This is a genomic window from Amycolatopsis sp. A133 (genome assembly GCF_031082405.1).
In the GTDB taxonomy this organism is placed as follows: Bacteria; Actinomycetota; Actinomycetes; order Mycobacteriales; family Pseudonocardiaceae; genus Amycolatopsis.
The window spans coordinates 153604-177744 of sequence record NZ_JAVHJU010000001.1; the positions used below are offsets into that span (position 1 = coordinate 153604).

Here is a 24141-nt window from a genome sequence, read left to right on the forward strand (position 1 = left end):
GTACTCGTCGGTAACCTCTGCGCGCCGTCGCGCGGACTCCGCGGAACGGAGACGTCATGACCAGCACGACCCCCGCGAACGCGATCGAAGACACGCCCTTGCCGCCGACTGTCGGCGGCATCGCCGGGGCGCCGGGCTCGGCGCGGGCCGCCCAGCTCGTCACCCGGGTGACCGGCGGCGCGGACTCCGCGCCGATCCGGATGCGCGCGCCCTTCACCGGGCAGCCGATCGCGACCCTGCCCCAGGCCACCGACGCCGACGTCCGCGCGGTGTTCGCCGGCGCGCGGACGGCCCAGCGGGCCTGGGCGGACCGCTCCCCCGCCGAGCGCGCCCGCGTCCTCACCCGGCTGCACGACCTGGTGCTCGCCCGGCAGGACGAGGTGCTCGACCTGGTCCAGGTCGAAGCCGGGAAGGCCCGGCTGGACGCGTTCGACGAGGTCAGCGCGACCGCGCTGGTCGCGGCCTACTACGGCAGGCACGCGGCGAAGATCCTCGCCCCGCGGCGCATCGCCGGCGTCATCCCCGGCCTGACCCGCGCGGGCGAAATCCGCCACCCCAAGGGTGTCGTCGGAATCATCTCGCCGTGGAACTACCCCCTGGCCCTGACCGCGATGGACGTCCTGCCGGCCCTGGCCGCGGGCAACGCCGTCGTGCAGAAGCCGGACAACCAGACCGCGCTTTCGGCGCTGTGGCTGCACGAACTCGCCGAGGAGGCCGGGCTGCCCGCCGGGACCTGGCAGATCGTGCTCGGGCGCGGCTCGAAGATCGGCACCGCGCTGGTCGAGGAGTCGGACTACCTCTGCTTCACCGGGTCGACGCCGACGGGCAAAGAGCTGGCCGGCCAGGTCGCGAAGCGGCTGACGTCGTACTCGCTCGAGCTCGGCGGCAAGAACCCGATGGTCGTGCTGCCCGACGCCGACGTCGCGAAGGCCGCGACGGGCGCGGTGACGGCCTGCTTCTCCTCGGCCGGGCAGCTGTGCGTGTCGGTCGAGCGGATCTACGTCCACGAGGACATCCGCGAGGAGTTCACCCGCGCGTTCGTCGCCCGGACCGCGGCTTTGCGGCTCGGCGGCGCGCTCGACTACCACGCCCAGATGGGGTCGCTGACGTCGGAAGACCAGCTCGCGACGGTGTCGGCGCACGTCGAGGACGCCCGCGCGAAGGGCGCGTCGGTGCTCACCGGCGGCCGCGCCCGGCCCGACCTCGGCCCGTTGTTCTACGAGCCGACGGTGCTCTCCGGCGTCACCCCGGACATGCTGCCGTTCGCGGAGGAGACGTTCGGGCCGGTCGTGTCGATCTACGGCTACACCGACGTCACCGACGCCATCGAGCGGGCCAACGACACGCCGTTCGGGCTCAACGCCAGCGTCTGGTCCCGCAACGGCCGCGCGGGCTGGGAGGTCGCGGCCCGCCTCAAGGCCGGCACGGTCAACGTCAACGAGGGTTACGCGGCGACGTTCGGCAGCGTCGGCGTCCCGATGGGCGGGATGAAGGACTCCGGCGTCGGCCGCCGCAACGGCGCCGAAGGCCTGCTGAAGTACACGGAGTCCCAGTCGATCGCGCTCCAGCGCGGCCTCGCCCTGCGCCCGCCCCGCGTGGTCCCGGGTTCCCTGTGGTCCCGCGGCATGACGCTGGGCCTCAAAGCCCTCCGCCGCCTCCCCCGCTGACGCAACCCGTAACTCGCGTGATCCGGGTCGGAACTCGCGTGATTGAAGCCGTAACGGCTCGAATCACGCGAGTTCCGGCTTCAATCACACGAGTTACGGGTGTGATCACGCGAGTTACGGGTCTGGTCACGCGTGTTCGGCGGTGGGGGCCGTCAGGAGGCCTCGGTCGTAGGCGATCGCCACCGCTTCCGCGCGTCGGCTCGCGCCCAGTTTCGCCATCACGCGGGAAAGGTGGACGCTCACCGTTTTTTCGCTGATGTACAGCTCTTCGCCGACCTGGCGGTTCGTGCGGCCCAGCGCGACGCGCTCCAGGACGTCGCGCTCGCGGTCGGTCAGCGGGTCGGTGACCGTGCGGGCCGGGGCCGCCGGTTCGACGCCGGCCAGCTCGACGCGGGCGCGGTGGGCCAGGTCGCGGACGGCGTCGCGCAGCGGGATCGCGCCGAGGCGGACCGCGGTCGCGTGCGCCGCTTCGAGCGCCGCTCCCGCGTCGGCGTCCGCGGCCAGCAGGGCTTCGGCCTCGTGCCAGCGGCAGATCGCCTGCTCGTACACGGCGCCGTAGCCGAACGCCTCCGCCGCGGCCGCCCACTTCCCCGCGTCGCCCTTGCCGGACAGGCAGGTCGCGGCCGCCTCCAGGCGGGCCAGCCACGCCCGGCCCTCCGGCCCGAGCTCCCCCGACCGCGGCTGCCCGACGACCGAGCACATCCGGCCGTGCGTCAGCAGCCGTTCGCCGGTCGCCACCGCGGCTCCGGCCGCGGCCTGATCACCGTGGACGCGGGCGTCGGCGGCGACCGCGGCCGCGGCGGTGACGCCGAGCGCCGCCACCCGGATGCCGGCCAGCAGCCCGGACTCGATGCGTTCGAGCCAGCCGACGAGGTCTTCGGTCCGGCGCACGGCCTCGGCGTGATCGCCCCGCCAGTACGCCAGCTCGATGCCCGCGGCCCCGGCCGACAGCGGGATCTGCATGTCCGCCGTCCAGTGCTGCCGCAGCCCGCCGAGCAGTTTTGCGGCCTCGTCGAACCGGCCGCGCGCGACGACGAACAGCGACCAGATGGCCAGGATCCGCGCGGCGACCGCGCTGGACACCCCGCGCCCGGCACGGCCGGTGCTCTCCTCCGGCCAGTCGCCCATCAGGTAGCGCAGCATCAGCTGCCGCGCCCGCAATTCCAGCCCGTAGACGCTCCAGCTCAGCCCGGCTTCCTCGGCCCGGGCGACGCCCCGGGTGGCGTGCTCCAGCGCTTCGGCGAACTCACCGTGGTCGTCGTGGCTCAACGCGAGGAAGTAGGTCGCGCGGATCTCGGTGTTGTACGCGCCCACGTCCCGCGCCTTGCGCTGGGCCTGACGCAGCCGCTCCCGCGCCTCGGCGGCGTCGCCTCGCGAATCGGCCAGCGTGCCCAGGGTGACCAGCGCCGACGCCTCCGCCCCCGTCGCGCCGACGGCCTGGGCGTCGGCGACCGAGGTGAGGGCGCTTTCCAGCGCGGCCTCGGGCTGGTCGAGGATCCGCAGGAACCCGGCCCGGCTGGCCAGCACCCAGGCGCGTGCCGAGCTGGGTTCGGTGTCCTTCACCAGGTCCCAGGCCCGGTCGATGGCGGCGACCGCCTCGTCCAGGGTGCCCTCCAGCGCGAGCAGCGCGTCCGCCAGCCGCCGCCACACCTTCGCGGCCCGGTCGTTCGGGATGTCCGGGGACAGCGCCTGCGTCGCCGAGCGGGCGAACGCGGCGGCCCGCTCGGGCTCGCCGGAGGTCCCCGCGAAGTACGACGCTTCGTACAGCAGCTTCAGCTCGTCGAACCCGTCGGGCCGATCCGCCGCCGGAACGGCGTCCCAGATGGACAGTGCCTGCTCGACGTGCTGCAGCGCCGACCCGGGCGCGCCCAGCTTCTCGGCCTCGTCCATCGCGCGCAGCAACGCCGGCAACGCGGTCACCAGGTCGCTGCTCTGCATCGAGTGGTAGGCCAGCTTCGCGTCGTGCCCGCGGCCTTGCGGCCGCGCCTTGATCCGCGCCGCGTACGCCGCGTGCGTGCGCGACCGCTCCCCCGGCAGCAGGTCGCCGTACACCGCTTCCTGCAGCAACGCGTGCCGGAACGTGTAGGAGCCGTCGGAGAGCACCACCAGCACGTGGTGCTGGACGGCTTCGCGCAGCGCCTCGTCGAGCTCCAGCTCCCCCAGCCCGGAGACGTCGGCGAGCGCGGCGTGCATGACGGGCTCGTTCGCCACCGAGATCACCCGCGCCACCCGGCGGGCGTCCGGCGAGAGCCGCTCGAGCCGGGACAGCAGCACCTCGGCCAGCCCGGCGGGCAGGTCGTTGCACTCGGTCTTGGTGGCGAGCAGTTCCTCGGCGAAGAACGGGTTGCCCTCGGAACGGGCGACGATGTCGGCCACGACGTCGGCCGGCAGCGGCTCGTCGGCCAGGGCCTCGACGAACTTGCGGGCGTCGACGGCGCCGAAGGGGTGCAGGTCGACGCGCTCGACCGTGGCCAGCCGGACCAGCTCGGCGAGGAGACCGCGGAGCGGATGCCGCCGGTGGACGTCCTCCTCGCGGTAGCTGCCCACGACCAGCAGCCGCTGCGCCCGCAACCGGCTGAGCAGGAAGGACAGCAGGTTGCGGGTCGACGCGTCGGCCCAGTGGAGATCCTCCAGGAGGATCACCACCGGGCGCGACTCGGCGATCTCGGTCAGCACCCCCAGTACCGCGTCGAACAACTGCAGCTGACCGAGATCCTGCTCCGGCCGGGGACGCACCATCGTTTCCCGGTCGTTGGAGGTCATCGGCGGGTGTTCGGCCGCCCGGGGCTCCTCGAAGCCCGGGCCCTGCGGCAGCAGCCGCCCGAGCGCGGGCCGGGCCCGCACCGCGGCGGCGACCGCCGGATCCGTCGCGCTGCCCAGCGGGGCGAGCGCCTCGGCGAACGGAAGATAAGGAAGACCGCCCTCGCGGACGTCGATGCAGCGGCCGGTGAGCACCAGCCCACCGCACGCCGCGACGTGCTCGCCGAGCGCGGTCAGCAGCCGGGTCTTGCCGACCCCGGCGTCCCCCGAGAGCAGCACCGCGCCGGCTTCGCCCCGTTCGGCCCGGGCGAAGGCGGCGCGGAGCCGCCGCATCTCGTGGGTACGGGCGACGAGCGGGATTCCGGAGCCGAGTCGGGGCACGATGAGCATTCTGGCCTACCCCACCGACAGTTTCCGACCGCTTATCGCCTTCGACACCATCACCCGCCCCCTACCGGGCGGTCTTGCCGGCGCCGGCGGTCTCCCGCGCGGCTTCCCGGCGCTCCTGCGCCGGTACGTCGACGTCGGTGTGCGCGGCCCGCAGGTGGCGGACGGCGCGGCGGGCGCGGGCGGCCCAGGCGCTGCGCCCGGCCTTCCGCAGTTCCTCGGCCCGGTACGCCGCTTCGGCCCGGACCGCGTCGAGCATCAGATCGCTGTGCATCGTGTTCCCCTGTCCCTGGGTTCTCCGTTGGTGACACTCAGATTCGTCCTGAGGGGACACCCCGGGCATCGGGTGATCACGTGGGCCTGGCCGTGAAAAGACCCCTTACTCCCGGCCGAGCCCAGCTCGGCGGGGGTAAGGGGTCTTCCCGAGTGCCTCAGTCGTGCGCCGGGCCACCGGTCCGCACCGCGGCCAGCAGCCCCTGCCAGCCGGACGCGGGCAGGCGGAACGCACCCCCGTCGGGGTCCTTCGAGTCGCGCACCGCGGCACCGCCGTCGACGAACGCGACCTCGACGCAGTCGTTGCCGCCGCCGCTGTGGCTGCTCTTGCGCCACCGCGCCCCGGAGAGTTCTGCTTCCATCGTCCCCACTCCCTTACTGTGTCCTCGGTTCCGGATGGTGCACCGGAGCCGCTGCGGCCGCCTGTTCGGCGAACCGCCCGGCCGCCTCGGCGATCAGGTCCACCGAGTCGTCCGGTTTCAGTGCGGCCGCGCGCAGATGGTCGAACATCAGCCCGTAGCGCCGCACGTCTGTGGGTTCCTCCAGGTAGAGGCCGCTGGACGTGCTGTCGTCGACGTAGACGACGTCCGGGTCGGCCTGCTCGGGGAAGCCCATGATGAGGAAGGGACCTTCCATGCCGGGGTGCGCGCCGGCCCCGAACGGGACGACCTGGACGGTCACGTTCGGCTTCTCGGCGAGGGCGACCATCCGGTAGAGCTGCTCGGCCATCACTTCGGGGCCGTCGACCACGCGGCGCAGCACGGCTTCGTCCATCACCGCCCAGTACTCCGGCGGCGGTGTTTCGGACAGCAGTTCCTGGCGGGCCATCCGGGCGGCGACGCGGCGGCGGATCTCGGCGTCTTCGGCGTCGGGCCGCAGCGCGCGGATCACCGCGCGGGCGTACCGCTCGGTCTGCAGCAGGCCGGGCACCAGCAGGGCCTGGAACGCGCGCAGGGAGCTGGCGTCGGCCTCGAGCCCGACGAAGGTGCCGGTGAAGACCTCGTTGTACGCGTGCCACCAGCCGCGCTTGCGGGCTTCCCTGGCCAGCTGGACGAGCGCTTCCTGCTCGTCGCCGGTGATCCCGTAGAGGGCCAGCATGTCCCGGGCGTCACGCGGGGTGACGCCGACGTGGCCGGTCTCGATGCGGCTGATCTTCGAAGCGGAGCACTCGAGCTTCTCGCCCACCTCGTCGATGGTCAGGTCCGCGGCCTCGCGGAGCCGGCGCAGCTCGCCCGCGAGTCTCCGACGGCGAACCGTGGGGCTCTGTCCCCTTGCCATCGCGGCACCTCCGGATGTCCACGTGCTTCCTGATATCTAACCAGCCGGGCGCGGAGTTGGTGGAGCATTAACACCGAAGTGATTCCGGCACCGGATCTGCAATTTGCAGAATGCTCTTGTATCCTCGCACCCTGCACTGCTCCGGGCGCCTGACAGTCGGCCGGCGATGGCTTCGACCGGCCTCTGAGCAGGGTAGACGATGACCGCGCGAAGTGCCGCGCGATCATCGGGCGAAGGGGTCCGGGGCCGTCCCCCGATCGGTCCCGGCCCCCTCATCGGGGCCGGTTGCCCTTTTCCGGCGACGGATATTCGAGCCATTCATCGCCCGTGAGGGTGATTTCCCGGCGAACTTCACAACACGCGCAGGAGTCCTTCTTGGACGACCGTCGCGATCAGCGTGCCGTCCTCGGCAAAGAACCGGCCGGTGGCCAGACCGCGGGCACCGGACGCCGTCGGCGAGGCGCTGTCGTAGAGGAACCACTCGTCCGCGCGGAACGGCCGGTGGAACCACAGCGCGTGGTCGAGGCTGGCCCCGAGCACCTTGTCGGTGTCCCAGTAGACGCCGTGGCGGGCGAGCACCGAGTCCAGCAGCGTCATGTCCGAGGCGTAGGTCAGCACGCAGACGTGCAGCAGCTGCTGGTCGGGCAGCTTCCCGTCGGCGCGCATCCACACCTGGTTGCGCGCCGGCGGCTCGCCGGTCTGCCGGGTGACCCACGGCGGCTCGTTGACGTACCGCAGGTCGATCGGCCGCGGCCGGGCGTGCGCGCCGATCGCGTAGCCCTCGGCGCGCTCCATCAGCGTCGGCAGCGTCTCCGGCGCCGGCACGCCCGCCGGCATGACTTCGGCGTGCTCGATGCCCGGTTCGTCCTTCTGGAACGACGCCGAGAGCGAGAAGATCGCCTTGCCGTGCTGGATCGCCACGACCCGGCGCGTGGTGAACGACCGGCCGTCGCGGATCCGGTCGACCTCGTACACGATCGGGACGCTGGGGTCACCGCCGCGGATGAAGTACGCGTGCAGCGAGTGGACCCGGCGGTCCTCCGCGACCGTGCGCCCGGCCGCGACCAGCGCCTGGCCGGCGACCTGCCCGCCGAACACCCGCACCGGCGAGTGGGCGGGCGAGACGCCGCGGAAGATGTTCTCTTCGATCTTTTCCAGGTCGAGCAGCGCGATCAGGCGGTCGAGCACCGGCTGGCCGCCACCGGCGATCTCCGGTTCGGTGGCGGCCGTCCTGGCCATTTCAGTCATGCCCGGACTTTACGTGCATACTGAGCGGTCGGTCTCTCAAGCGTGGTCGTCTTCACCGAGGCGGTGCACGTGGATCAGGTTCGTCGAGCCCACGGTGCCCGGCGGCGAACCGGCGACGATGACGACCAGGTCGCCCTTCTGGTACTTGCCCATGTCGAGCATCGCGTGGTCGACCTGCTGGATCATCTGGTCGGTGGACTCCACCCGCGGCACGATGTGGGTGTTGGTGCCCCAGGTCATCGACAGCTGGCTGCGCACGCACTCCTCGGGCGTGAACGCCAGCAGCGGCAGCCGGGTGTGCAGCCGCGCGAGGCGGCGCACGGTGTCACCGGACTGCGTGAAGGCGACCAGGGCCTTTGCGTTCAGCCGCTCGCCGATGTCGCGGGCGGCGTAGGAGATGACGCCGCGCTTGGTGCGCGGGACGTGCGACAACGGCGGCACGATCGGGGAGTCGGTCTCGACCGCCTCGATGATCCGGCCCATCGTCTCGACGACCTCGATCGCGTACCGGCCGACGCTGGTCTCGCCGGAGAGCATCAGCGCGTCGGCGCCGTCGAGGACGGCGTTCGCGACGTCGGAGGCCTCGGCCCGGGTCGGCCGGGAGTTGTTGATCATCGACTCGAGCATCTGCGTCGCGACGATGACCGGCTTCGCGTTCTCGCGGCAGATCTGGATGGCGCGCTTCTGCACCAGCGGGACCTGCTCCAGCGGCAGCTCGACGCCGAGGTCGCCGCGGGCGACCATCACCGCGTCGAAGGCGAGCACGATGGCCTCGAGGTTGTAGACGGCTTCGGGCTTCTCGATCTTGGCGACGACCGGCAGCCTGCCCTTGCCGACGCGGTCCATCACCTGGTGGACCAGGTCGATGTCGGCCGGCGAGCGGACGAAGGACAGGGCGATGAAGTCGACACCCAGCTCGAGCGCGAACTCGAGGTCCTCGATGTCCTTCTCGGACATCGCCGGCACGGAGACGTCCATGCCGGGCAGCGAGACGCCCTTGTTGTTGCTGACCGGGCCGCCTTCGGTGACCTCGCAGACCACGTCCGGGCCCTCGACCTTGCGGACCACCAGGCCGACCTTGCCGTCGTCGACGAGCAGCCGGTCGCCGGGCTTGGCGTCCTTCGCCAAGCCCTTGTAGGTGGTCGAGACCCGGTCGTGGGTGCCGGCGACGTCCTCGACGGTGATCCGGACGATGTCGCCGTTGTGCCACTCGACCGGACCGCCGGCGAAGGTGCCCAGGCGGATCTTCGGGCCCTGCAGGTCGGCGAGGATGCCGACCGCCCGGCCGCTGGCGGCGGCCGCGTCCCGGATCAGGTCGTAGACCTGCTTGTGGTCACTGTGGCTGCCGTGGCTGAAGTTCATTCTGGCCACGTCCATGCCGGCATCCACCAGGGCCCGCATCTTCTCCGGTGTAGCGGTGGCAGGTCCCAGGGTACAAACGATCTTCGCGCGTCGGCTCACGTCCACATAGCGTAGACCCTCTTCGCGCGTTCGTCTGTACCGATCCCGAATGTTCAAGAAAGTGTTCAGAAACCTGCGTGCTCAGGTCACGCTAGCGACGCGGCCGGTCACTGGGACCGACCCGGTCACGGGCCCACTCGTTGAACTCGCGCAGCTGCCGCCAGGCCTTCTTCACCCGATCGAGGGCCCCCCGCTCGTGCAGGACGTCGTCCGGCTCCCACGCCCGGACCGCGTACACCGAGCGGTAACGCAGCAGGTCGAGCCGGGGGTGGTCGGCGTCGAACCCGCGCGGCTTCGACTTCAGCCGGTCGCCCTTGACCTCCCAGCCGGCGCGCTCCAGCTTGGCGAGGATCTTCCGCAGCGCCTCGCCGTGCAGCTCGGTGCCGACGGCCTGGCGGAACCGCGCGAGCTGGTCGGACGCCAAGTGGAAGCAGCCGCCGCCGACGCGCAGGCCGTCCGGCCCGACCTCGACGTAGTAGGCGCCGCCCCCGCGGCCCTGTTCGATCACCGCGCCGCAGTGGGTCTTGTACGGCGTCTTGTCCTTGGCGAAGCGGACGTCGCGGTAGGGGCGGAACACCTTGGGCTCGCCGAAGCCGTCGGAGAACTCGGGCGCCAGCTCGGCCAGCAGCGCTTCCATCGGGGCTCGGACGTCGGACTTGTAGGTCTCGACGTGGTCGTCCCAGTAGGGCTTGGAGTTGTCCTCCACGAGGCCGTCGAAGAAGTCGACGGCGTACTCGCCGAATCCGCTGAACTTCACGCCCGCGACAGTAAACGGGGGCACCGACAAGATCCGCCGGTGCCCCCGTGCGCGCTACTTCGCGACGGCGGTGATCAGCTCGCCGTTCGTGGTGTCACCGGAGAGCTCCCAGAACATCGCGCCGCCCAGGCCCTGGGTCTTGGCGTAGGAGACCTTGCCGGCGATCGTCGCCGGGGTGTCGTAGCTCCACCAGTTGCTGCCGCACTTGGCGTACGCGGTGCCGGCGACCGTGCCGGTCGACGGGCACGACGTCTTGAGCACCTTGTAGTCCTCGATGCCCTGCTCGTACTTGCCGGGCGCCGGGCCGGTCGCGGTGCCGCCCGGGGCGCTCTGCGTGACGCCGGTCCAGCCACGGCCGTAGAAGCCGATCCCCAGCAGGAGCTTGCTCGACGGGACGCCCTTGCTCTTAAGCTTCTGGATCGCGGCGTCGGAGTAGAACCCGGCGGTCGGGATGCCGGCGTAGCTGGTCAGCGGCGAGTGCGGGGCCGTCGGGCCCTGCGCGGCCCAGGCGCCGAAGTAGTCGTAGGTCATCACGTTGTACCAGTTCACGTACTGCGCGGCGCCGCCGTAGTCGGCCGCGTCGATCTTGCCGCCGCTGGTGCCGTCGGCGGTGATCGCCGCGGTGACCAGCTTCGAGCCGAACTTGGCCCGCAACGCCTGGAGGAGGTTCTTGAACGCCGCCGCGCCGCTGGTGTCGCACGACAGGCCGCAGGCGTTGGGGTACTCCCAGTCGATGTCGATGCCGTCGAAAACGCCGGCCCAGCGCGGGTCGTTGACCAGGTTGTAGCAGGAGTTCGCGAACGCCGCGGGGTTCTTGGCGGCCTGGGCGTACCCGCCCGACCAGGTCCAGCCGCCGAAGGACCAGATGACCTTCAGCCCGGGGTGCTTGGCCTTGAGCTTCTTGAGCTGGTTGAAGCTGCCCGCCAGGGGCTGGTCCCAGGTGTCGGCGACGCCGTCGACGCTGCCCGCGGCGTCGTAGGTCTTCTGGTAGTCGGCGTAGGCGTCGCCGATCGCGCAGCCGCCGTTGGTCACGTTGCCGAAGGCGTAGTTGATGTGGGTCAGCTTGCCCGCCGAGCCCGACGTCTCGATGTTCTTGACGTGGTAGTTGCGGTCGTAGACCCCCCATTCGGTGAAGTAGCCGACGACCTTCCCGACGGAGGCTTGCGCGGTCTCGGTCGCGGCGGCGGCCACCGGGGCGGTCGCGCCGCCCGCGACGAGGCCCGCGGCGGCGGCCACGGCCAGCAGCGCCGAGAAGCTCTTCCTGCGGAAACGGGACATGCGTTCTCCCTTCCGAGAATGACTCACGGCGACGGTGCCGGAGTGATAGGGACCACACTCACCGTAAGTGGACTAGACCACTAGGTCAATGGTTCAGACCACGAGGGGATCCACATTCCTTGACAGGAATATGCCCGGCAGAGCACATTTCGGGGGTGATGCAGACTTTCGACGTCCTCGCCGAACCCCGGCGCCGGACCATCCTCGACCTGCTGCGCGACGGCGAGCGCTCGGTCGGCGAGCTGGTCGACGAGCTGGCGCTGAGCCAGCCCGCGGTGTCCAAGCACCTGCGGGTGCTGCGCGAGGCCGGGCTGGTGACGGTGCGGGTCGCGGCCCAGCGACGGTGCTATGCGCTGCGCCCCGAGCCCCTGGCCGAGGTGGACGCCTGGCTGGCGCCCTACCGCCGCTTCTGGACGGACCGGCTCGACGCGCTGGAGCGCCGCCTGGACGAGACCGACCCGGCCTGACCGGTGCCCCGAACGCCCCAATGTGGCGTTGGGTGCGTTGAATCAGCACTGCGGCGCGGAGCGCCTCCGTTGAGGGTGGTGGCGGGGGCATGGATGGAGCACCGAACGCCACATTGGGGCGCTTGGTCAGGCGTGGTCGAAGGTGATCCCGCGGTCGGCCGCGCGGCGCTCGCCCCATTCGTACAGGGCCGTCAGCGCCGGGCGGAGCTCCTCCCCCACCTCCGTCAGGTGGTACTCGACGTGCGGGACCCGGCCGTCGAACTCCTCGCGGCGGACGATCCCCTCCGCGGCCAGCTCGCGCAGCTGCTGGGTCAGCATCTTCTCGCTCACCCCCGGCATCCGGCGCCGCAGCTCGCCGTAGCGGTGGGCGCCCTCCTTGAGGTGGGCCAGGATCACCGGCTTCCACTTGCCGCCGATCAGGTCGACGGCCAGTTCCGTCGCGCAGTGGTACCGCTTCATCCCGCTCTCCCCTACGCACCGGAAAGTACGTGGTTGCCCGGCCGGGGCACCACTGGTTGCCTGACCGGGTGATCGTGCCAGAAACCCCGCCGACGCCGACCCTCTACGACTGGGCCGGCGGCCACGAAGCCCTCGTGAAGCTCCTGACCATCTTCTACGGCCACGTCCTCGAAGACCCGTTGCTCGAACCCGTCTTCCGCGGCATGGACCCGGCGCACCCGCAGCACGTCGCGGTGTGGCTCGGCGAGGTCTTCGGCGGTCCGGCCGAGTACTCCGCGAGCCACGGCGGGCACGCCCACATGATCGGCCGCCACCTCGGCCGCGGGATCACCGAGGCGCAGCGGCGCCGCTGGGTCACCCTGCTGCTCGACGCCGCCGACGAGGCCGGCCTGCCCGGCGACCCGGAGTTCCGGGCCTCGTTCGCCGGCTACCTCGAGTGGGGCAGCCGCCTGGCCGTGGTGTTCTCCGCGCCCGGCGCCGAACCGAACCGGCACGAGCCGGTCCCGCACTGGGACTGGGCGCGGCCGCCCTGGCCGCCACCGGCGTCCTAGCCGCATAGTGAGGGCAGCCGGAAGGAGGGCTGCCGTTGATCCGGGTGGACGGCCGGACCCTGCGGTGCGCGGACGTCGTCACGGCGGCGCACACGGCGGGACCGCTGGGCATCGACGTCTCGATCGCCGCGCTGCGGGGCGCCGAGCACGCGTGGAAGCTCGCCGAGGAACTGAGCACGCGGCGGGTGGTCTACGGCCGGACCACCGGCGTCGGGGCCAACAAGGACGACACCGTCGCCAGCTCCACGGAGCACGGCCTGCGCCTGCTGCGCAGCCACGCCGGCGGCAGCGGCGACGAGATGCCGGCCGGCCAGGTGCGGGCGATGCTGCTGATCCGGCTCAACCAGCTCCTCGCCGGCCGGTCCGGGATCAGCCCCGAGCTGATCGGCGCACTGGCCGGCGCGGTCCGCGCCGGCGCGTTGCCGCTGGTGCACCGGCTCGGCGCGATCGGCACCGGCGACCTGGCGCCGCTGGCCGAGGCGGCGCTGGCGCTCACCGGCGAGCGGCCGTGGGTGTCCGGGCACGTGCCGCCGGTGCCGGTGCGGGCGGGCGACGCGCTGGCGTTCATGAGCAGCAACGCCGCCACCCTCGCCGAAGCGACCCTCGCGGCGATGCGGCTGGACACGCTGACCCGCGCCAGCCACGCCGTCGCGGCGCTGACGTACGTCGCGCTCGACGGCAACCCCGAGGCGTACGCGACGCCGGTGCACGAAGCGCGTCCGCACGCGGGGCAGGTCGCCTGCGCGGCCGAGATGCGCCGGCTGCTGGGCATGCACCAGACGCCGAAGCCGGGACGACGGATCCAGGACCCGTTCGGTCTGCGGGCGTTCCCGCAGGTCCAGGGCCCGGCGCTGGACGCGATCCACTACCTGCGGGACGTGCTCGCCGTCGAGATCAACGCCAGCACGGAGAACCCGATGATCTCGACGGTGCACGGAGACGCCTACCACCACGCGCACTTCCACACCGCGTACGTGTCGACGGCGCTGGACCAGGCCAGGGCGACCGTCCACCAGGTGGCGGAGCTGTCGGTGGCGCGCCTCGGCGACCTGGTGGAGCCGGAGTTCACCGGGCTGCGGCCGTTCCTGGCGGCGGGGCCGCCGGGCAGCTCGGGCGTGATGATCCTGGAGTACGTGGCGCACGACGCGCTGACGGAGCTGCGCCAGGCGGCGCTCCCGGCCACGCTCGGCACGGCGGTGGTGTCACGCGGCATCGAGGACCACGCGAGCTTCTCGACGCAGGCGGCCCGCGCGGCGACGGCGGCGTGCGCGGCCTACCAGCAGGTGCTGGCCTGCGAGCTGGTGGCGGCGGTCCGCGCCCTGCGGATGCGGGACGCGGACCTGGTGGACCTCCCGGTCCGCGACGCCTACGACACGGCGGCCGCCGTGCTGGCCGAAAGCGTCGACGACCGCCCGCTCACCGGCGACATCGCCGCCGCCGTCGGCGTCCTGGACCGGCTCGCCCGCATCTAGCGTGAACTCGATCCGCCCGTTCTGCCAACAACGGACAGATGGCCTCACGACAGGCAGGCGGTACCTGAGTTCACCAGGTGAAGCCGGGGACGACGCGGACGTCATCACCGCGTCGCTCCGGTACCCCGAGCGGTTCGCGGTGGTCTTCGACCGCCACGCCCCGCACATCCATCGTTACCTCGCCCGGCGGCTCGGCGGCCACACCGCCGACGACCTGATGGGCGAGACGTTCCTGATCGCGTTCGGCGGACGCGCCCGCTACGACCCGGCGTTCCCGAGCGCGCGGCCGTGGCTGTACGGGATCGCGACCAACCTCGTCGGCCGGCGCCGTCGCGAAGAAGCCCGTGAGTACCGGCTGCGAGCCGCTCTCGGACCACCCGCCGACCAGGCCGGCCACGCGGACCGCGTCGCCGAGCGGGTGACGGCGCAGGCGATGACCGGACGGCTGGCCGGGGCCCTGGCCCGGCGGGACCGGGACGTGCTGGTGCTGATCGCCTGGGAAGGCCTGGCCTACGAGGAGGTCGCGGCCGCGCTGGGGATCCGCGGTCGGGACGGTCCGGTCGCGCTTGAACCGGGCCCGCAGGAAGGTTCGCGCGGAACTGGGGCAGGCGCCCGCCGAGGAGGTCTCGAACCATGGATGAGATGCAGCTGCTGCGCGACTTCGCCGGCCCGGCCGGGCTTCCGGCTGCCGGTGACCTGGCCCGGAAGCGGGCCGAGCTGATCACCGCCGCGACCGCGCGACGGCCGGCTCGCCGCCGCTGGGTGTGGGGCTCGGCCGCCGCGGCCGGGCTCGCCGCGGCCGTCACCGCCGTCGTCGCGCTCTCGCCCGGCGCAACCATCGTGCCGCCGGGCCCCGCGCCCCGGCCGGTGACCGACCCGGTGTCGATCCTGTACACCGCGGCCGCCAAGGCCCGCGCCCTGCCCGACGTCGAGCCGCGGCCGGACCAGTTCCTCTACACCAGGACCCGCCTCGCGGACGGCCGGGAGAACGAGTTCTGGGCGTCGGCGGACGGGACCCACGACGGGTTCCAGGTCCTCTTCGGCCACGAATCGGACATCGCGGGCTGCCGCAACGGCCGGCGCGTGCAGCAGGAGGGCCGCGGGCGAACGGTGACGCACCGGTGCACGCCTCATCCCGCCGCCCACCCGGAGCTGCCCACGGACGCCGACGCCATGCTCGCCTACCTGCACAAGAGCACCTACGGCGAAGGAGACACCCTGCACGACCTCGGCAACGAGGTCGTCGCGCTGGCCGGCGGCTACCTGCGCCCGGCGGCGCGGGCCGCGCTCTACGAGGCGGTGGCAAAGGTGCCCGGGCTGGTCGCCCGGGCGGACGCGCAGGGCGCCGCCGGCCGGCCGGTCCTCGGGATCACCTGGAACAGCACGACCGAGCACGCGATCAGCAACCAGGATGAGTTCCTGTTCGATCCGGCGACCTTCGCCTACCTCGGCAGCGGGACGACCGGGGTCGTGGTGCGCCAGGGCATCGTCGGCTCGGTGCGGCAACGGCCCTGAACGCGCGAAGGGCCGCCCCGGGATCCCCGGGGCGGCCCTTCGGCGGAGAACTCAGCCGAAGAAGACTTCGGCTTCCTGGTAACGCTCGACCGGGACGGTCTTCAGCTCGGCCGTCGCCTCGGACAGCTTCACGCGGACGATGTCCGTGCCCTTGAGGGCGACCATGACGCCGAAGTCGCCGTCCGCGACCGCGTCGACCGCGTTGAGGCCGAAGCGCGTCGCCAGGACGCGGTCGTAGGCCGTCGGGGTGCCGCCGCGCTGGACGTGGCCCAGGACCACCGCGCGGGACTCCTTGCCGGTGCGGTTCGCGATCTCGTCGGCCAGCCAGGTGCCGATGCCGCCGAGGCGGACGTGCCCGAAGGCGTCCTTCTCACCGGTCAGCAGCTTCTCCTCGCCACCCTCGGGCAGTGCGCCCTCGGCGACGACGATGATCGGCGCGAACTCCTTTTCGAAGCGGCGCTCGACCCAGGAGACGACCTGGTCGACGTTGAAGTGCCGCTCGGGCACCAGGATGACGCTCGCGCCGCCGGCGAGGCCGGAGTGCAGCGCGATCCAGCCGGCGTGGCGGCCCATGACCTCGACCACGAGGGCGCGGTGGTGCGACTCGGCCGTGGTGTGCAGCCGGTCGATCGCCTCGGTCGCGATGGAGACCGCGGTGTCGAAGCCGAAGGTGTAGTCGGTGGCGCCCAGGTCGTTGTCGATCGTCTTGGGCACGCCCACGACGCCGATGCCGTCGTCGGTCAGCCGCTTCGCGACGCCGAGGGTGTCCTCGCCGCCGATCGCGATCAGCGCGTCGACGCCCTGGTCCGCGAGGACCTGCCTGATCTTCTCGACACCGCCGTCGACCTTGTACGGGTTGGTGCGCGAGGACCGCAGGATGGTGCCGCCGCGGGTGAGGATGTCCTCGACGTCGTTCAAGCCCAGCGGGCGGCTGTCGCCGGTCAGCGGGCCGTTCCAGCCGTTGCGGAAGCCCACGAAGTCCCAGCCGTGCACCTCGACGCCCTTGCGCACCACCGCGCGGATCACCGCGTTGAGCCCCGGGCAGTCGCCGCCGCCGGTCAGCACACCGACACGCATGAGAAGCCTCCGTCTGTTCTCGGGAGATGACAGTCACATTTCGTCAGACGCCAGCGTAGCGGCTCTCGTCTTGATCGGTGCAGCCCGTACCACCTGCCGGATCGGTCCACGTGAAGCCTTGTGCTACGTTGATCTCGTGCAGCGCTATTTCTGGTTTACGAAGCCGGCCCCGGGTGGGCACGGCGGCGTGAACCTGCGCTGACTCCCACCCCCGAGCCGGATTTCCAACCGGCTCGGCGAGTCCCCCGCGGGTCGGTGTCCACCAGGAAGGAACACCCCCGCGATGACGCTCTCCGCCGGACCGGCCACCATCGGTGACCTCGACGCCGCGCGCACCACGTCGATCAGTCCGCTCATTTCGCCCGCGCTGCTGCGCGAGGACCATCCGGTCGACGCCGCCGTCGCCAAGGTCGTGCGGCAGGGCCGCGCCGAGACGGTCGACATCCTCGAAGGCCGCGACCACCGGCTGCTCGTCGTGGTCGGCCCGTGCTCGGTGCACGACCCCGAAGCCGCCCTCGACTACGCCCGCCGTCTGGCCGCGAAGGCCGAGGAACTGCGCGGCGAGCTGCACATCGTGATGCGCGTGTACTTCGAGAAGCCGCGCACCACACTGGGCTGGAAGGGCCTGATCAACGACCCGGACCTCGACGGCACCTTCGCCGTCAACAAGGGCCTGCGGATGGCGCGCAAGCTGCTGCTCGACGTCTCCGCGCTCGGCCTGCCGGTCGGCTGCGAGTTCCTCGACCCGATCACGCCGCAGTTCATTTCGGACGTGGTGACTTGGGGGTCGATCGGCGCCCGGACGGCGGCCAGCCAGGTGCACCGCCAGCTGTGCAGCGCGCTGTCGATGCCGGTGGGCATCAAGAACTCGACCGAGGGCGACGTCCAGGTGGCGATCGACGCGACCCGCGCGGCCGCGGCGAGCCACGTGTTCCCCGGCATCAACACCGACGGCTTGGCGGCGCTGCTGACGACGTCGGGCAACCCGGACTGCCACGTGATCCTGCGCGGCCACAACGGCGGCCCGAACTACGACGCTGAGACGGTCACCGACACCCTGGCGCGGCTGGCGAAGGCGAGGTTGCCGGAGCGGGTGATCATCGACGCTTCGCACGGAAACAGCGGCAAGGACGAGGTCCGGCAGGGCGCGGTGGTGTCCGAGCTGGCGGCGCGTCTTGCTGCTGGTGAGCGCGGGATTTCGGGGCTGATGATGGAGAGCTTCCTGGCGGGCGGGCGGCAGGACCTGTCGCTGGGGCACGCAGCGGAGCTGACGTACGGGCAGTCGATCACGGACGCGTGCTTGGCTTGGGACGACACGGCGCCGCTGCTGGACGAGCTGGCCTCGGCGGTGCGGGCGCGCCGCTGAACTGCGGTTTCGACGCGGGCGACCGGTCGAGGGCGCTCACGCCCACGACCGGTCGCGCCGGCCTTCACGGCCTGCGCCGGAGGAATGCCCGGATGACCTCGGCGAAGTCCCGGAGACCTTCGGCGCTACCGGTCTTCCGGACGATGTACACGCACACAGCCATGGCTGCGATGAAGCACAGGGTGAAGACGGCGCCAACCGCCGTCAGGGAGCTCCCCAGCATGAGGCGTGACTCCTAGTCAGTACGCGGCGAGCGCCCTCTCGGCGCTCGCGTAGAACCCGGGTGGTGCTGGTCATGAGCCCCTTCATCGACCTGTCCGGGTCTGGTGCGTTGCTGACGAGCAAAGCCTAGCTGTGGCGCACGCCCATCGCCCGGAACGACACGGCGCCACCCGGCCGAGTCACTGCGGGCCTCGATGCGGCGTTTCGGTGCTTCGGAACTGCTGAAAACACCACGTCGGGCGGGTTGCTGGCCGGAGGGGTACGAGCGGTCACACAGACGACACGGCTACGCCGCCGATGCGCGGCTCGGGACGGCCCAGCGCGGCACCTTGCCGGACCGGGCGGCTTCCTGCGAATGCGTTGCCAAGCAATCTCCGGCCTCGACGGTGCAGGCGCGCCGCTGAGAGGTCCCCGGCCTGGGGGTCCCCCGGTTTTCACGTTACCGGGGACCCCCGACGATTCCGGGCCCGTGGCAGAGCGTGAACAGTCCGTTTGCGCCCCTCCGCGCCGACCCGGGCGCCGCGCTGAGGCCGCGCGGGGGCCTCGAAACGTCGCGAATGACTCATTCGGGACCTCGGACGTCCCGAATGAGTCATTCGGGACGTCCGGACCAGGCTCAGCGGCGGGGGAAGTAGTTCTCGATGACTTCCCACCGCGCCAAATTGTGCTTCGCGTCCGCCAGAGCGTCGTGCTGGTCGGTCGGCGCCGCCGGCAGCTTCGGCTTCCCGGCGTCTTCCCACCGCTGACGCAGATCCCGCGTGAACCGCGGCAGCTGCCGGGGCAACGCCGGCATCGGGCCCCACAGCTGGGCCAGCGCCACGTGGTCGTACGCCGCGAACCAGGCCCACAGCTCGATCCCGCCCGGGGGCTTGCCGAAGAACTCCAGCAGGTCGGTGCGGATCTTCTCCCTGCTCCGCCACGCCCGGTCGGCCGGGGACGGGAGCTTGTCCAGGACGTTGTCCCGGACCCACGGTCCCGCCTTCGAAGGGTCGAACTCGGTCGAGACCGCGTAGAATTCGCGGCCCCGCTCGTCCACCACCCCGATCGACACCAAATCGATGGTCACGCCGTCTTCGATGAACTCGGTGTCGTAGAAAAAACGCACTGGTGAACAGTAGTGGGTCAGCCGACCTTGGAGTCGGGCACCCGGGCCGCGTCACGTGCGCCGGGCTGAGCGGGCACCGCGGGCTTGACCCCGGCCGCCTCCGCCGCGAGGAGTTCCTTCGCCTTCGCCGCGTAGATGTCGACGTACTCCTGGCTCGACAGCTCCATCAGGGCGTACATGATCTCGTCGGTGATCGACCGCTCGATGAACCGGTCGCCGGCGAGGCCCTCGTAGCGGGAGAAGTCCAGGGGCTTGCCGAAGCGGACCTCGAGACGCCGCGGCCGCCACATCTTGGAGCCGATCGGGTTGACCTTGTCCGTGCCGATCATCGCCACCGGGACCACGACGCCGCCGGACTCCAGGGCGATCCGGGCGACGCCGGTCTTGCCCTTGTACAGCCGTCCGTCCGGGGAGCGGGTGCCCTCGGGGTAGATGCCGAGGAGGTGGCCTTCGCGCACCAGGCGGGTCGCCGTGTCGAGCGCGGCCTGGGCGGCGTTGCCGCCGGAGCGGTCGATCGGGAACTGGCCGACGCCGGTGAAGAACCACTTCTTGAGCTTGCCCTTGAACCCGGGCTCGGTGAAGTACTCGGACTTGGCCGGGAAGGTCACCTTGCGCTTGACCCGCAGCGGCATGAAGAACGAATCGGCGACCGCCAGGTGGTTGCCGGCCAGGATCGCGCCCCCCGTCTCGGGGATGTTCTCCGCGCCGACGACCTTGGTCGGCCAGAGCGTCTTGAGCAGCGGTCCGAGGAACACCCACTTCATGAGCCAGTACAGCACCGGTGCCTCAGTCCTCCATCGCAGCCGCAGCCCCTGTTCACCCGCGTCGGACAGCCTACGAACCCGGGTGGTCCCCGCACAACGCGGACCACCCGGTTAGCACGCCGGCAGCGATCGATCTCACAGGGAATTCCGGGCCCGGGCGGAGCCCCACAAGGTCCGCCGGGCGTGAGAGCATGGAACGACTCCACCGCTCACACGGAAGGCGATCGCATGGGCGTGCTCGCCGGCGCGGAACCGTTCGGCCACACCGGTTCGGCCGAAACCGGGTTCCTGCTCTGCCACGGGTTCACCGGTACCCCGGCGAGCATGCGGGCCTGGGGCGACCACCTGGCCGGGGCCGGGTTCACGGTGCGCTGCCCGCTGCTGCCGGGCCACGGGACCCGCTGGCCGGACCTCAACCGCACGACGTGGGAGGACTGGTACGGCGCCGTCCGCGAAGCGCTGCTCGCGCTGCTGGCGACGTGCCGGACCGTGTTCGTCGGCGGCCTGTCCATGGGCGGCACGCTCACCCTGCGCCTGGCCGAGGAGTTCGGTGCCCGGATCGCCGGGATCGTGCTGGTCAACCCGTCGGTGACGCGGCTGAAGTGGGACACGCGGCTGCTGCCGGTGCTGGGGCGGATCGTGCCGTCGGTGCCCGCGATCGCGAACGACATCAAGAAGCCGGGCGAGACGGAGCTGGCCTACCCGCGGACGCCGGTGCGCGCGGCGGCGAGCCTCGCGAAGCTGTGGGCGGTCGTGCGCGCCGACCTGGCGAAGGTGACGCAGCCGGTGCTGCTGCTGCACTCGTCGGTCGACCACGTCGTCGAGCCGGTGAACTCGCAGCTGGTGCTCGAGGGCGTCTCGAGCACCGACGTCACCGAGGTCGTGCTGGAGAACAGCTACCACGTGGCGACGCAGGACAACGACGCCGAAGTGATCTTCACCCGCAGCGTCGAGTTCGCGAAGGCGCACGCCGCCCAGCCCGAGGAGACGGCATGAGCCGGGGGAAGGACGGGCCGGAGGACGTCGACGCGACGTTCGCCGAGATCGTCGCCGACCTGCGGGCCGGCGGGTTCGGGCTCACCGAAAAGGACACCGTGGACACCGCCGGCACCGCCGAGGCGGCCGGCACCGCCGGGTCCGAAGCCGGCGCGGAGAGCAAGCCGCGCAAAACGCCGGACCGGCCCGCCGAGCCGCCGGCCGTGGAGTCCCCGCCGGAGCCCGGCTGGCGCTCCGGGGGCACGTCGTGGGACACCACGATGTTCTCCGACGACCCGGCGGGCGACGACGAGCACTACGTCCCGCCGGAGCCGCCGCCGCTGCCCCGGCCGAAGATGGGGGCGTTCCTCATCCTGCTGCTGTTCCTGGCCGGGCTGTTCCTGCTGATCCTGCCGGGCGTGATCGGCGTCGGCCCGACGGTGGCGACGCCGCTGGGCATCCTCGCGCTCGCGACGGCGATCGCGTTGCTGCTGCTGCGCGTGCGCCAGGGGCCGCCGCCCGGCGCCGATCCGAGCAACGGCGCCCAGGTCTGACGCGGACGGCGATGCACATCGAGTTCAGTCCTTCGCGGCGATCGACCGTCGGCGCGGAATGGGAGCTCGGCCTGGTGGACCGGCGCAGCGGCGAGCTGTCCTCGGTGGCCGAGCAGATCCTCGAGGCGGTGCGCCCGGACGGCGCGGCCGAGCACCCGAAGATCAAGCAGGAGCTGCTGCTCAACACCATCGAGATCATCACCGGCGTCTGCGGGACGATCGCCGAGGTCAAGGCCGACCTGAACGAGTCGCTCGACGTCGTGCACGGCGTCGCCGACCCGCTCGGCGTCGAGATGTTCTCCGCCGGGACGCACCCGTTTTCGAACTGGTACCAGCAGAAGGTCACCGACAAGGAGCGCTACGCCAAGCTCATCGACCGGACCCAGTGGTGGGGACGGCAGATGCTGATCTACGGCGTCCACGTCCACGTCGGGGTCGACCACCGCGAGAAGGTGCTGCCGATCCTCGACGCGCTGCTCAACTACGCGCCGCACCTGCAGGCGCTGTCGGCGTCGTCGCCGTACTGGGGTGCCGAGGACACCGGGTACGCGTCGAACCGGGCGCTGATGTTCCAGCAGCTGCCGACGGCCGGGCTGCCGTTCCAGTTCCGGAAGTGGGCGGAGCTGGAGAGCTACGTCGAGGACATGTTCACCACCGGCGTGATCGACAGTTTCTCGGAGATCCGCTGGGACATCCGGCCGTCGCCGAAGCTCGGCACGATCGAGATGCGCGTCTGCGACGGGCTGCCGACGCTGGAGGAGGTCGGCGCGATCGCGGCGCTGACGCAGTGCCTGGTCGACGACTTCAGCGAGCGCCTCGACGACGGCGAGATCCTGCCGTCGCTGCCGCCGTGGCACGTCCAGGAGAACAAGTGGCGCGCGGCCCGCTACGGCACGGACGCGATCGTCATCCTGGACGCGGCCGGGCGCGAGCGGCTGGTCACCGACGACGTGGCGGACCTGCTGGACCGGCTCGAGCCGGTGGCGCGGCGGCTGGACTGCGTGGCGGAGCTGCGCGACGTCGAGACGATCCTCCGCCACGGGCCGAGCTACCGGCGGCAGCGCGCGGTCGCGGACCGGCACAAGGGCAGCCTCAAGGCCGTCGTGGCGTCGCTGGTGGCCGAGATGCGGGACGGGATCGCGAAGGACTAGAGCTCGTCCAGCTGCGTGCGGAGGGTGCCGGGGCCGAGGATCGACGCCCCGAGCGCTTCGACCCGACGGCGCAGCTCCCGGTCGGCGGTCGCCACCAGCACCTCGGCCTTTTGCTGCGCGACGACTTCGACGATCTTCGAGTCGCCGTCGGTGTCCGCGGCGACGACCTCGACACCGGGTACACCGCCGACGTTGCTCGCCTTGCCTTCGACGACGAGGACGATCCGCGGCCACCAGGTGACCGCCGGGTCGTCCGGATCCGGTACCCCGGCGGCGGCGAGCCGGGCGAGCTGGTCGCGCAGGCGCTCGGCGGCCCCGTGCCGATCGTGCCACCAGCCGTCCGGGCGCGAGCCGACGACGTTGGCCCCGTCGACGACCAGGACGAGTTCGCGGCCGACGCGGCCGCGCAGGTCCGGCCAGGCGGCGGCGAAGTCGCGGTGGAGGGGGTAACCGGGGACGTCGTCGGGGTCCACCCAGCGCACCTCCGCACTTTCGGTGTTGGCGACGCGCGCCTCGGCGCCGTCGGCGAGGGCGAGCACGGTGGTGTAGCTCCAGTCGCCGTGGTCGACCACGGAGGCCGAGACGGCGCGGAAGGCATCGGCGGGGACGGAGGCCTCTTCGAAGGCTTCCCGGGCGGCCGCGCCGACGGCGGTCTCCCCGGCTTCGATGGCCCCGCCGGGCAGCGCCCAGGTGCGGCCGTGGTGCACCCACCAGGCGCGGCGCTGCAGGAGGACCCCGCGCGCCGGGTCCACGAGGAGCAGGCCGGCGGCGCCGTAGCGGCCCCAGTGCAGGTGCCCGCAGGAACACTTGACAAAGACGCTCGCGGACGGGTGACTCACCGGTCCAGCCTGTCACAGGTCGATCGCGGCTCGCTGGTCCGGCCGTGGTGCCCGCGGCCGCCGACGACCGCGGTCAGCAGGATGCCGAACGTGAGGCCGGCGAGCAGGACGACGGCCAGCACGGGCCCGGGCACCAGCGGCTTGAGCAGGAACTGCGCCACGAGGGCCCAGCCCACCGCCACGACGAGGGACGCGGCCACCACCACCGGCCGGCTCCGCGACTTCCACCGCAGGACGGCCGCGGCGACCACCAGGCAGGCCCCGCCCACCCCGATCCACACGTCGGCCCCCATCCCCGCTCCCTCCCGCTGCAGATCGGGTACCCCGAGCGGCGGACGGTGACACCGCACCGATCGCGAAAGGCCGCGGCAGTAGACGGACGGAACGAACACGGAGCCCACACCCCCGCAACCCCGATCCGAAGCCAGAACACGGCCGGCGGGGCCGGGTCAAGGCACGCTTTCCCGCCTTGACGCGGTGCCGCCGGCCGTAGTCACAATCGAGCTTCGGGGATG

23 protein-coding genes and 1 pseudogene are annotated in these 24141 nt (G+C 71.9%); 10 read left to right on the top strand and 14 right to left on the bottom strand.

The genetic code is table 11. From position 1 onward, the window contains the following. The first annotated feature begins 56 nt into the window (after nt 1–56). Nucleotides 57–1667 carry a succinic semialdehyde dehydrogenase gene (locus Q5425_RS00785; RefSeq protein ID WP_308670067.1) on the top strand — a complete coding sequence of 537 codons (1611 nt, stop codon included), beginning with the start codon at nt 57–59 and terminating at the stop codon, nt 1665–1667. Nucleotides 1668–1793: 126 nt separating this feature from the next. Here Q5425_RS00785 and Q5425_RS00790 read toward each other — a convergent pair whose 3' ends face one another. From Q5425_RS00790 to Q5425_RS00825, 8 genes are all read right to left on the bottom strand, one after another. After that, nucleotides 1794–4817, bottom strand: coding sequence for an AAA family ATPase (locus Q5425_RS00790; RefSeq protein ID WP_308670068.1), 3024 nt, complete (start codon nt 4815–4817; stop codon nt 1794–1796). Nucleotides 4818–4878: 61 nt separating this feature from the next. Continuing rightward, nucleotides 4879–5088, bottom strand: a complete 210-nt coding sequence (locus Q5425_RS00795; protein WP_308670069.1) for a hypothetical protein — start codon at nt 5086–5088, stop codon at nt 4879–4881. A 157-nt stretch (nt 5089–5245) separates the two neighbouring features. Next, a complete protein-coding gene (locus Q5425_RS00800; RefSeq protein ID WP_308670070.1) occupies nt 5246–5449 on the bottom strand; it encodes a DUF397 domain-containing protein in 204 nt (67 codons plus the stop codon). 13 nt (nt 5450–5462) lie between these two features. Continuing rightward, complete coding sequence (locus tag Q5425_RS00805; RefSeq protein ID WP_308670071.1) at nt 5463–6365, bottom strand: helix-turn-helix transcriptional regulator; 903 nt, start codon at nt 6363–6365, stop codon at nt 5463–5465. 351 nt (nt 6366–6716) lie between these two features. Further along, a complete protein-coding gene (locus Q5425_RS00810) occupies nt 6717–7613 on the bottom strand; it encodes an acyl-CoA thioesterase II (RefSeq protein ID WP_308670072.1) in 897 nt (298 codons plus the stop codon). Between the two features lie 36 nt (nt 7614–7649). Next, nucleotides 7650–9074 (bottom strand): pyruvate kinase, encoded by a 1425-nt coding sequence (pyk, locus tag Q5425_RS00815; protein WP_308670073.1) that lies wholly within the window; start codon nt 9072–9074, stop codon nt 7650–7652. Between the two features lie 91 nt (nt 9075–9165). Then, nucleotides 9166–9831, bottom strand: coding sequence for a DUF2461 domain-containing protein (locus tag Q5425_RS00820; RefSeq protein ID WP_308670074.1), 666 nt, complete (start codon nt 9829–9831; stop codon nt 9166–9168). 54 nt (nt 9832–9885) lie between these two features. Continuing rightward, nucleotides 9886–11109 (bottom strand): glycoside hydrolase family 18 protein, encoded by a 1224-nt coding sequence (locus Q5425_RS00825; protein WP_308670075.1) that lies wholly within the window; start codon nt 11107–11109, stop codon nt 9886–9888. A 158-nt stretch (nt 11110–11267) separates the two neighbouring features. Here Q5425_RS00825 and Q5425_RS00830 point away from each other — a divergent pair, with 158 nt between their 5' ends. Beyond that, nucleotides 11268–11576, top strand: coding sequence for a metalloregulator ArsR/SmtB family transcription factor (locus Q5425_RS00830; RefSeq protein ID WP_308670285.1), 309 nt, complete (start codon nt 11268–11270; stop codon nt 11574–11576). 126 nt (nt 11577–11702) lie between these two features. On the opposite strand, the gene Q5425_RS00835 is transcribed toward Q5425_RS00830, so the two are convergent. Further along, nucleotides 11703–12035, bottom strand: a complete 333-nt coding sequence (locus tag Q5425_RS00835; protein ID WP_308670076.1) for a helix-turn-helix domain-containing protein — start codon at nt 12033–12035, stop codon at nt 11703–11705. A gap of 68 nt (nt 12036–12103) precedes the next feature. Between Q5425_RS00835 and Q5425_RS00840 the strand changes: the two genes are divergently transcribed. The 4 genes and pseudogenes from Q5425_RS00840 (at nt 12104) to Q5425_RS00855 (ending at nt 15573) form a co-directional block, all read left to right on the top strand. Beyond that, a complete protein-coding gene (locus Q5425_RS00840; RefSeq protein WP_308670077.1) occupies nt 12104–12586 on the top strand; it encodes a group II truncated hemoglobin in 483 nt (160 codons plus the stop codon). Between the two features lie 35 nt (nt 12587–12621). Continuing rightward, nucleotides 12622–14058: an aromatic amino acid ammonia-lyase gene (locus Q5425_RS00845; protein WP_308670078.1), complete on the top strand. Its 1437-nt coding sequence runs from the start codon at nt 12622–12624 to the stop codon at nt 14056–14058. 64 nt (nt 14059–14122) lie between these two features. Then, nucleotides 14123–14699, top strand: a pseudogene (locus Q5425_RS00850) (RNA polymerase sigma factor). Beyond that, on the top strand, nt 14692–15573 hold the full coding sequence (locus Q5425_RS00855; protein ID WP_308670079.1) for a CU044_5270 family protein: 882 nt from the start codon (nt 14692–14694) through the stop codon (nt 15571–15573). The pseudogene Q5425_RS00850 and the gene Q5425_RS00855 overlap by 8 nt, the downstream one beginning before the upstream one ends. 51 nt (nt 15574–15624) lie before the next feature. Here the strand turns inward: Q5425_RS00855 and Q5425_RS00860 are convergent, their stop codons facing one another. Further along, nucleotides 15625–16650 (bottom strand): 6-phosphofructokinase, encoded by a 1026-nt coding sequence (locus Q5425_RS00860; RefSeq protein WP_308670080.1) that lies wholly within the window; start codon nt 16648–16650, stop codon nt 15625–15627. A 283-nt stretch (nt 16651–16933) separates the two neighbouring features. Here Q5425_RS00860 and Q5425_RS00865 point away from each other — a divergent pair, with 283 nt between their 5' ends. Next, nucleotides 16934–18016: a 3-deoxy-7-phosphoheptulonate synthase gene (locus tag Q5425_RS00865; protein WP_308670081.1), complete on the top strand. Its 1083-nt coding sequence runs from the start codon at nt 16934–16936 to the stop codon at nt 18014–18016. Nucleotides 18017–18854: 838 nt separating this feature from the next. Here the strand turns inward: Q5425_RS00865 and Q5425_RS00870 are convergent. Together Q5425_RS00870 and Q5425_RS00875 are read right to left on the bottom strand one after the other, a co-directional pair. After that, the gene (locus tag Q5425_RS00870; protein ID WP_308670083.1) at nt 18855–19343 is read right to left on the bottom strand and encodes a polyadenylate-specific 3'-exoribonuclease AS; all 489 of its coding nucleotides are present in this window, start codon (nt 19341–19343) and stop codon (nt 18855–18857) included. A gap of 17 nt (nt 19344–19360) precedes the next feature. Then, complete coding sequence (locus Q5425_RS00875; RefSeq protein WP_308670084.1) at nt 19361–20122, bottom strand: lysophospholipid acyltransferase family protein; 762 nt, start codon at nt 20120–20122, stop codon at nt 19361–19363. A 213-nt stretch (nt 20123–20335) separates the two neighbouring features. Here Q5425_RS00875 and Q5425_RS00880 point away from each other — a divergent pair, with 213 nt between their 5' ends. From Q5425_RS00880 to Q5425_RS00890, 3 genes are read left to right on the top strand one after another with little or no spacing between them, the layout of a single operon-like run. Continuing rightward, nucleotides 20336–21103, top strand: a complete 768-nt coding sequence (locus tag Q5425_RS00880; RefSeq protein WP_308670085.1) for an alpha/beta fold hydrolase — start codon at nt 20336–20338, stop codon at nt 21101–21103. Further along, complete coding sequence (locus Q5425_RS00885; RefSeq protein WP_308670086.1) at nt 21100–21636, top strand: hypothetical protein; 537 nt, start codon at nt 21100–21102, stop codon at nt 21634–21636. Before Q5425_RS00880 ends, Q5425_RS00885 begins: the two co-directional genes overlap by 4 nt. A gap of 11 nt (nt 21637–21647) precedes the next feature. After that, nucleotides 21648–22787: a glutamate--cysteine ligase gene (locus Q5425_RS00890; protein WP_308670087.1), complete on the top strand. Its 1140-nt coding sequence runs from the start codon at nt 21648–21650 to the stop codon at nt 22785–22787. Here the strand turns inward: Q5425_RS00890 and Q5425_RS00895 are convergent. Continuing rightward, a complete protein-coding gene (locus tag Q5425_RS00895) occupies nt 22784–23626 on the bottom strand; it encodes an NUDIX domain-containing protein (protein ID WP_308670088.1) in 843 nt (280 codons plus the stop codon). The genes Q5425_RS00890 and Q5425_RS00895 overlap by 4 nt on opposite strands. Beyond that, nucleotides 23623–23919 (bottom strand): hypothetical protein, encoded by a 297-nt coding sequence (locus Q5425_RS00900; protein WP_308670089.1) that lies wholly within the window; start codon nt 23917–23919, stop codon nt 23623–23625. Before Q5425_RS00900 ends, Q5425_RS00895 begins: the two co-directional genes overlap by 4 nt. Nucleotides 23920–24141 lie beyond the last annotated feature (222 nt).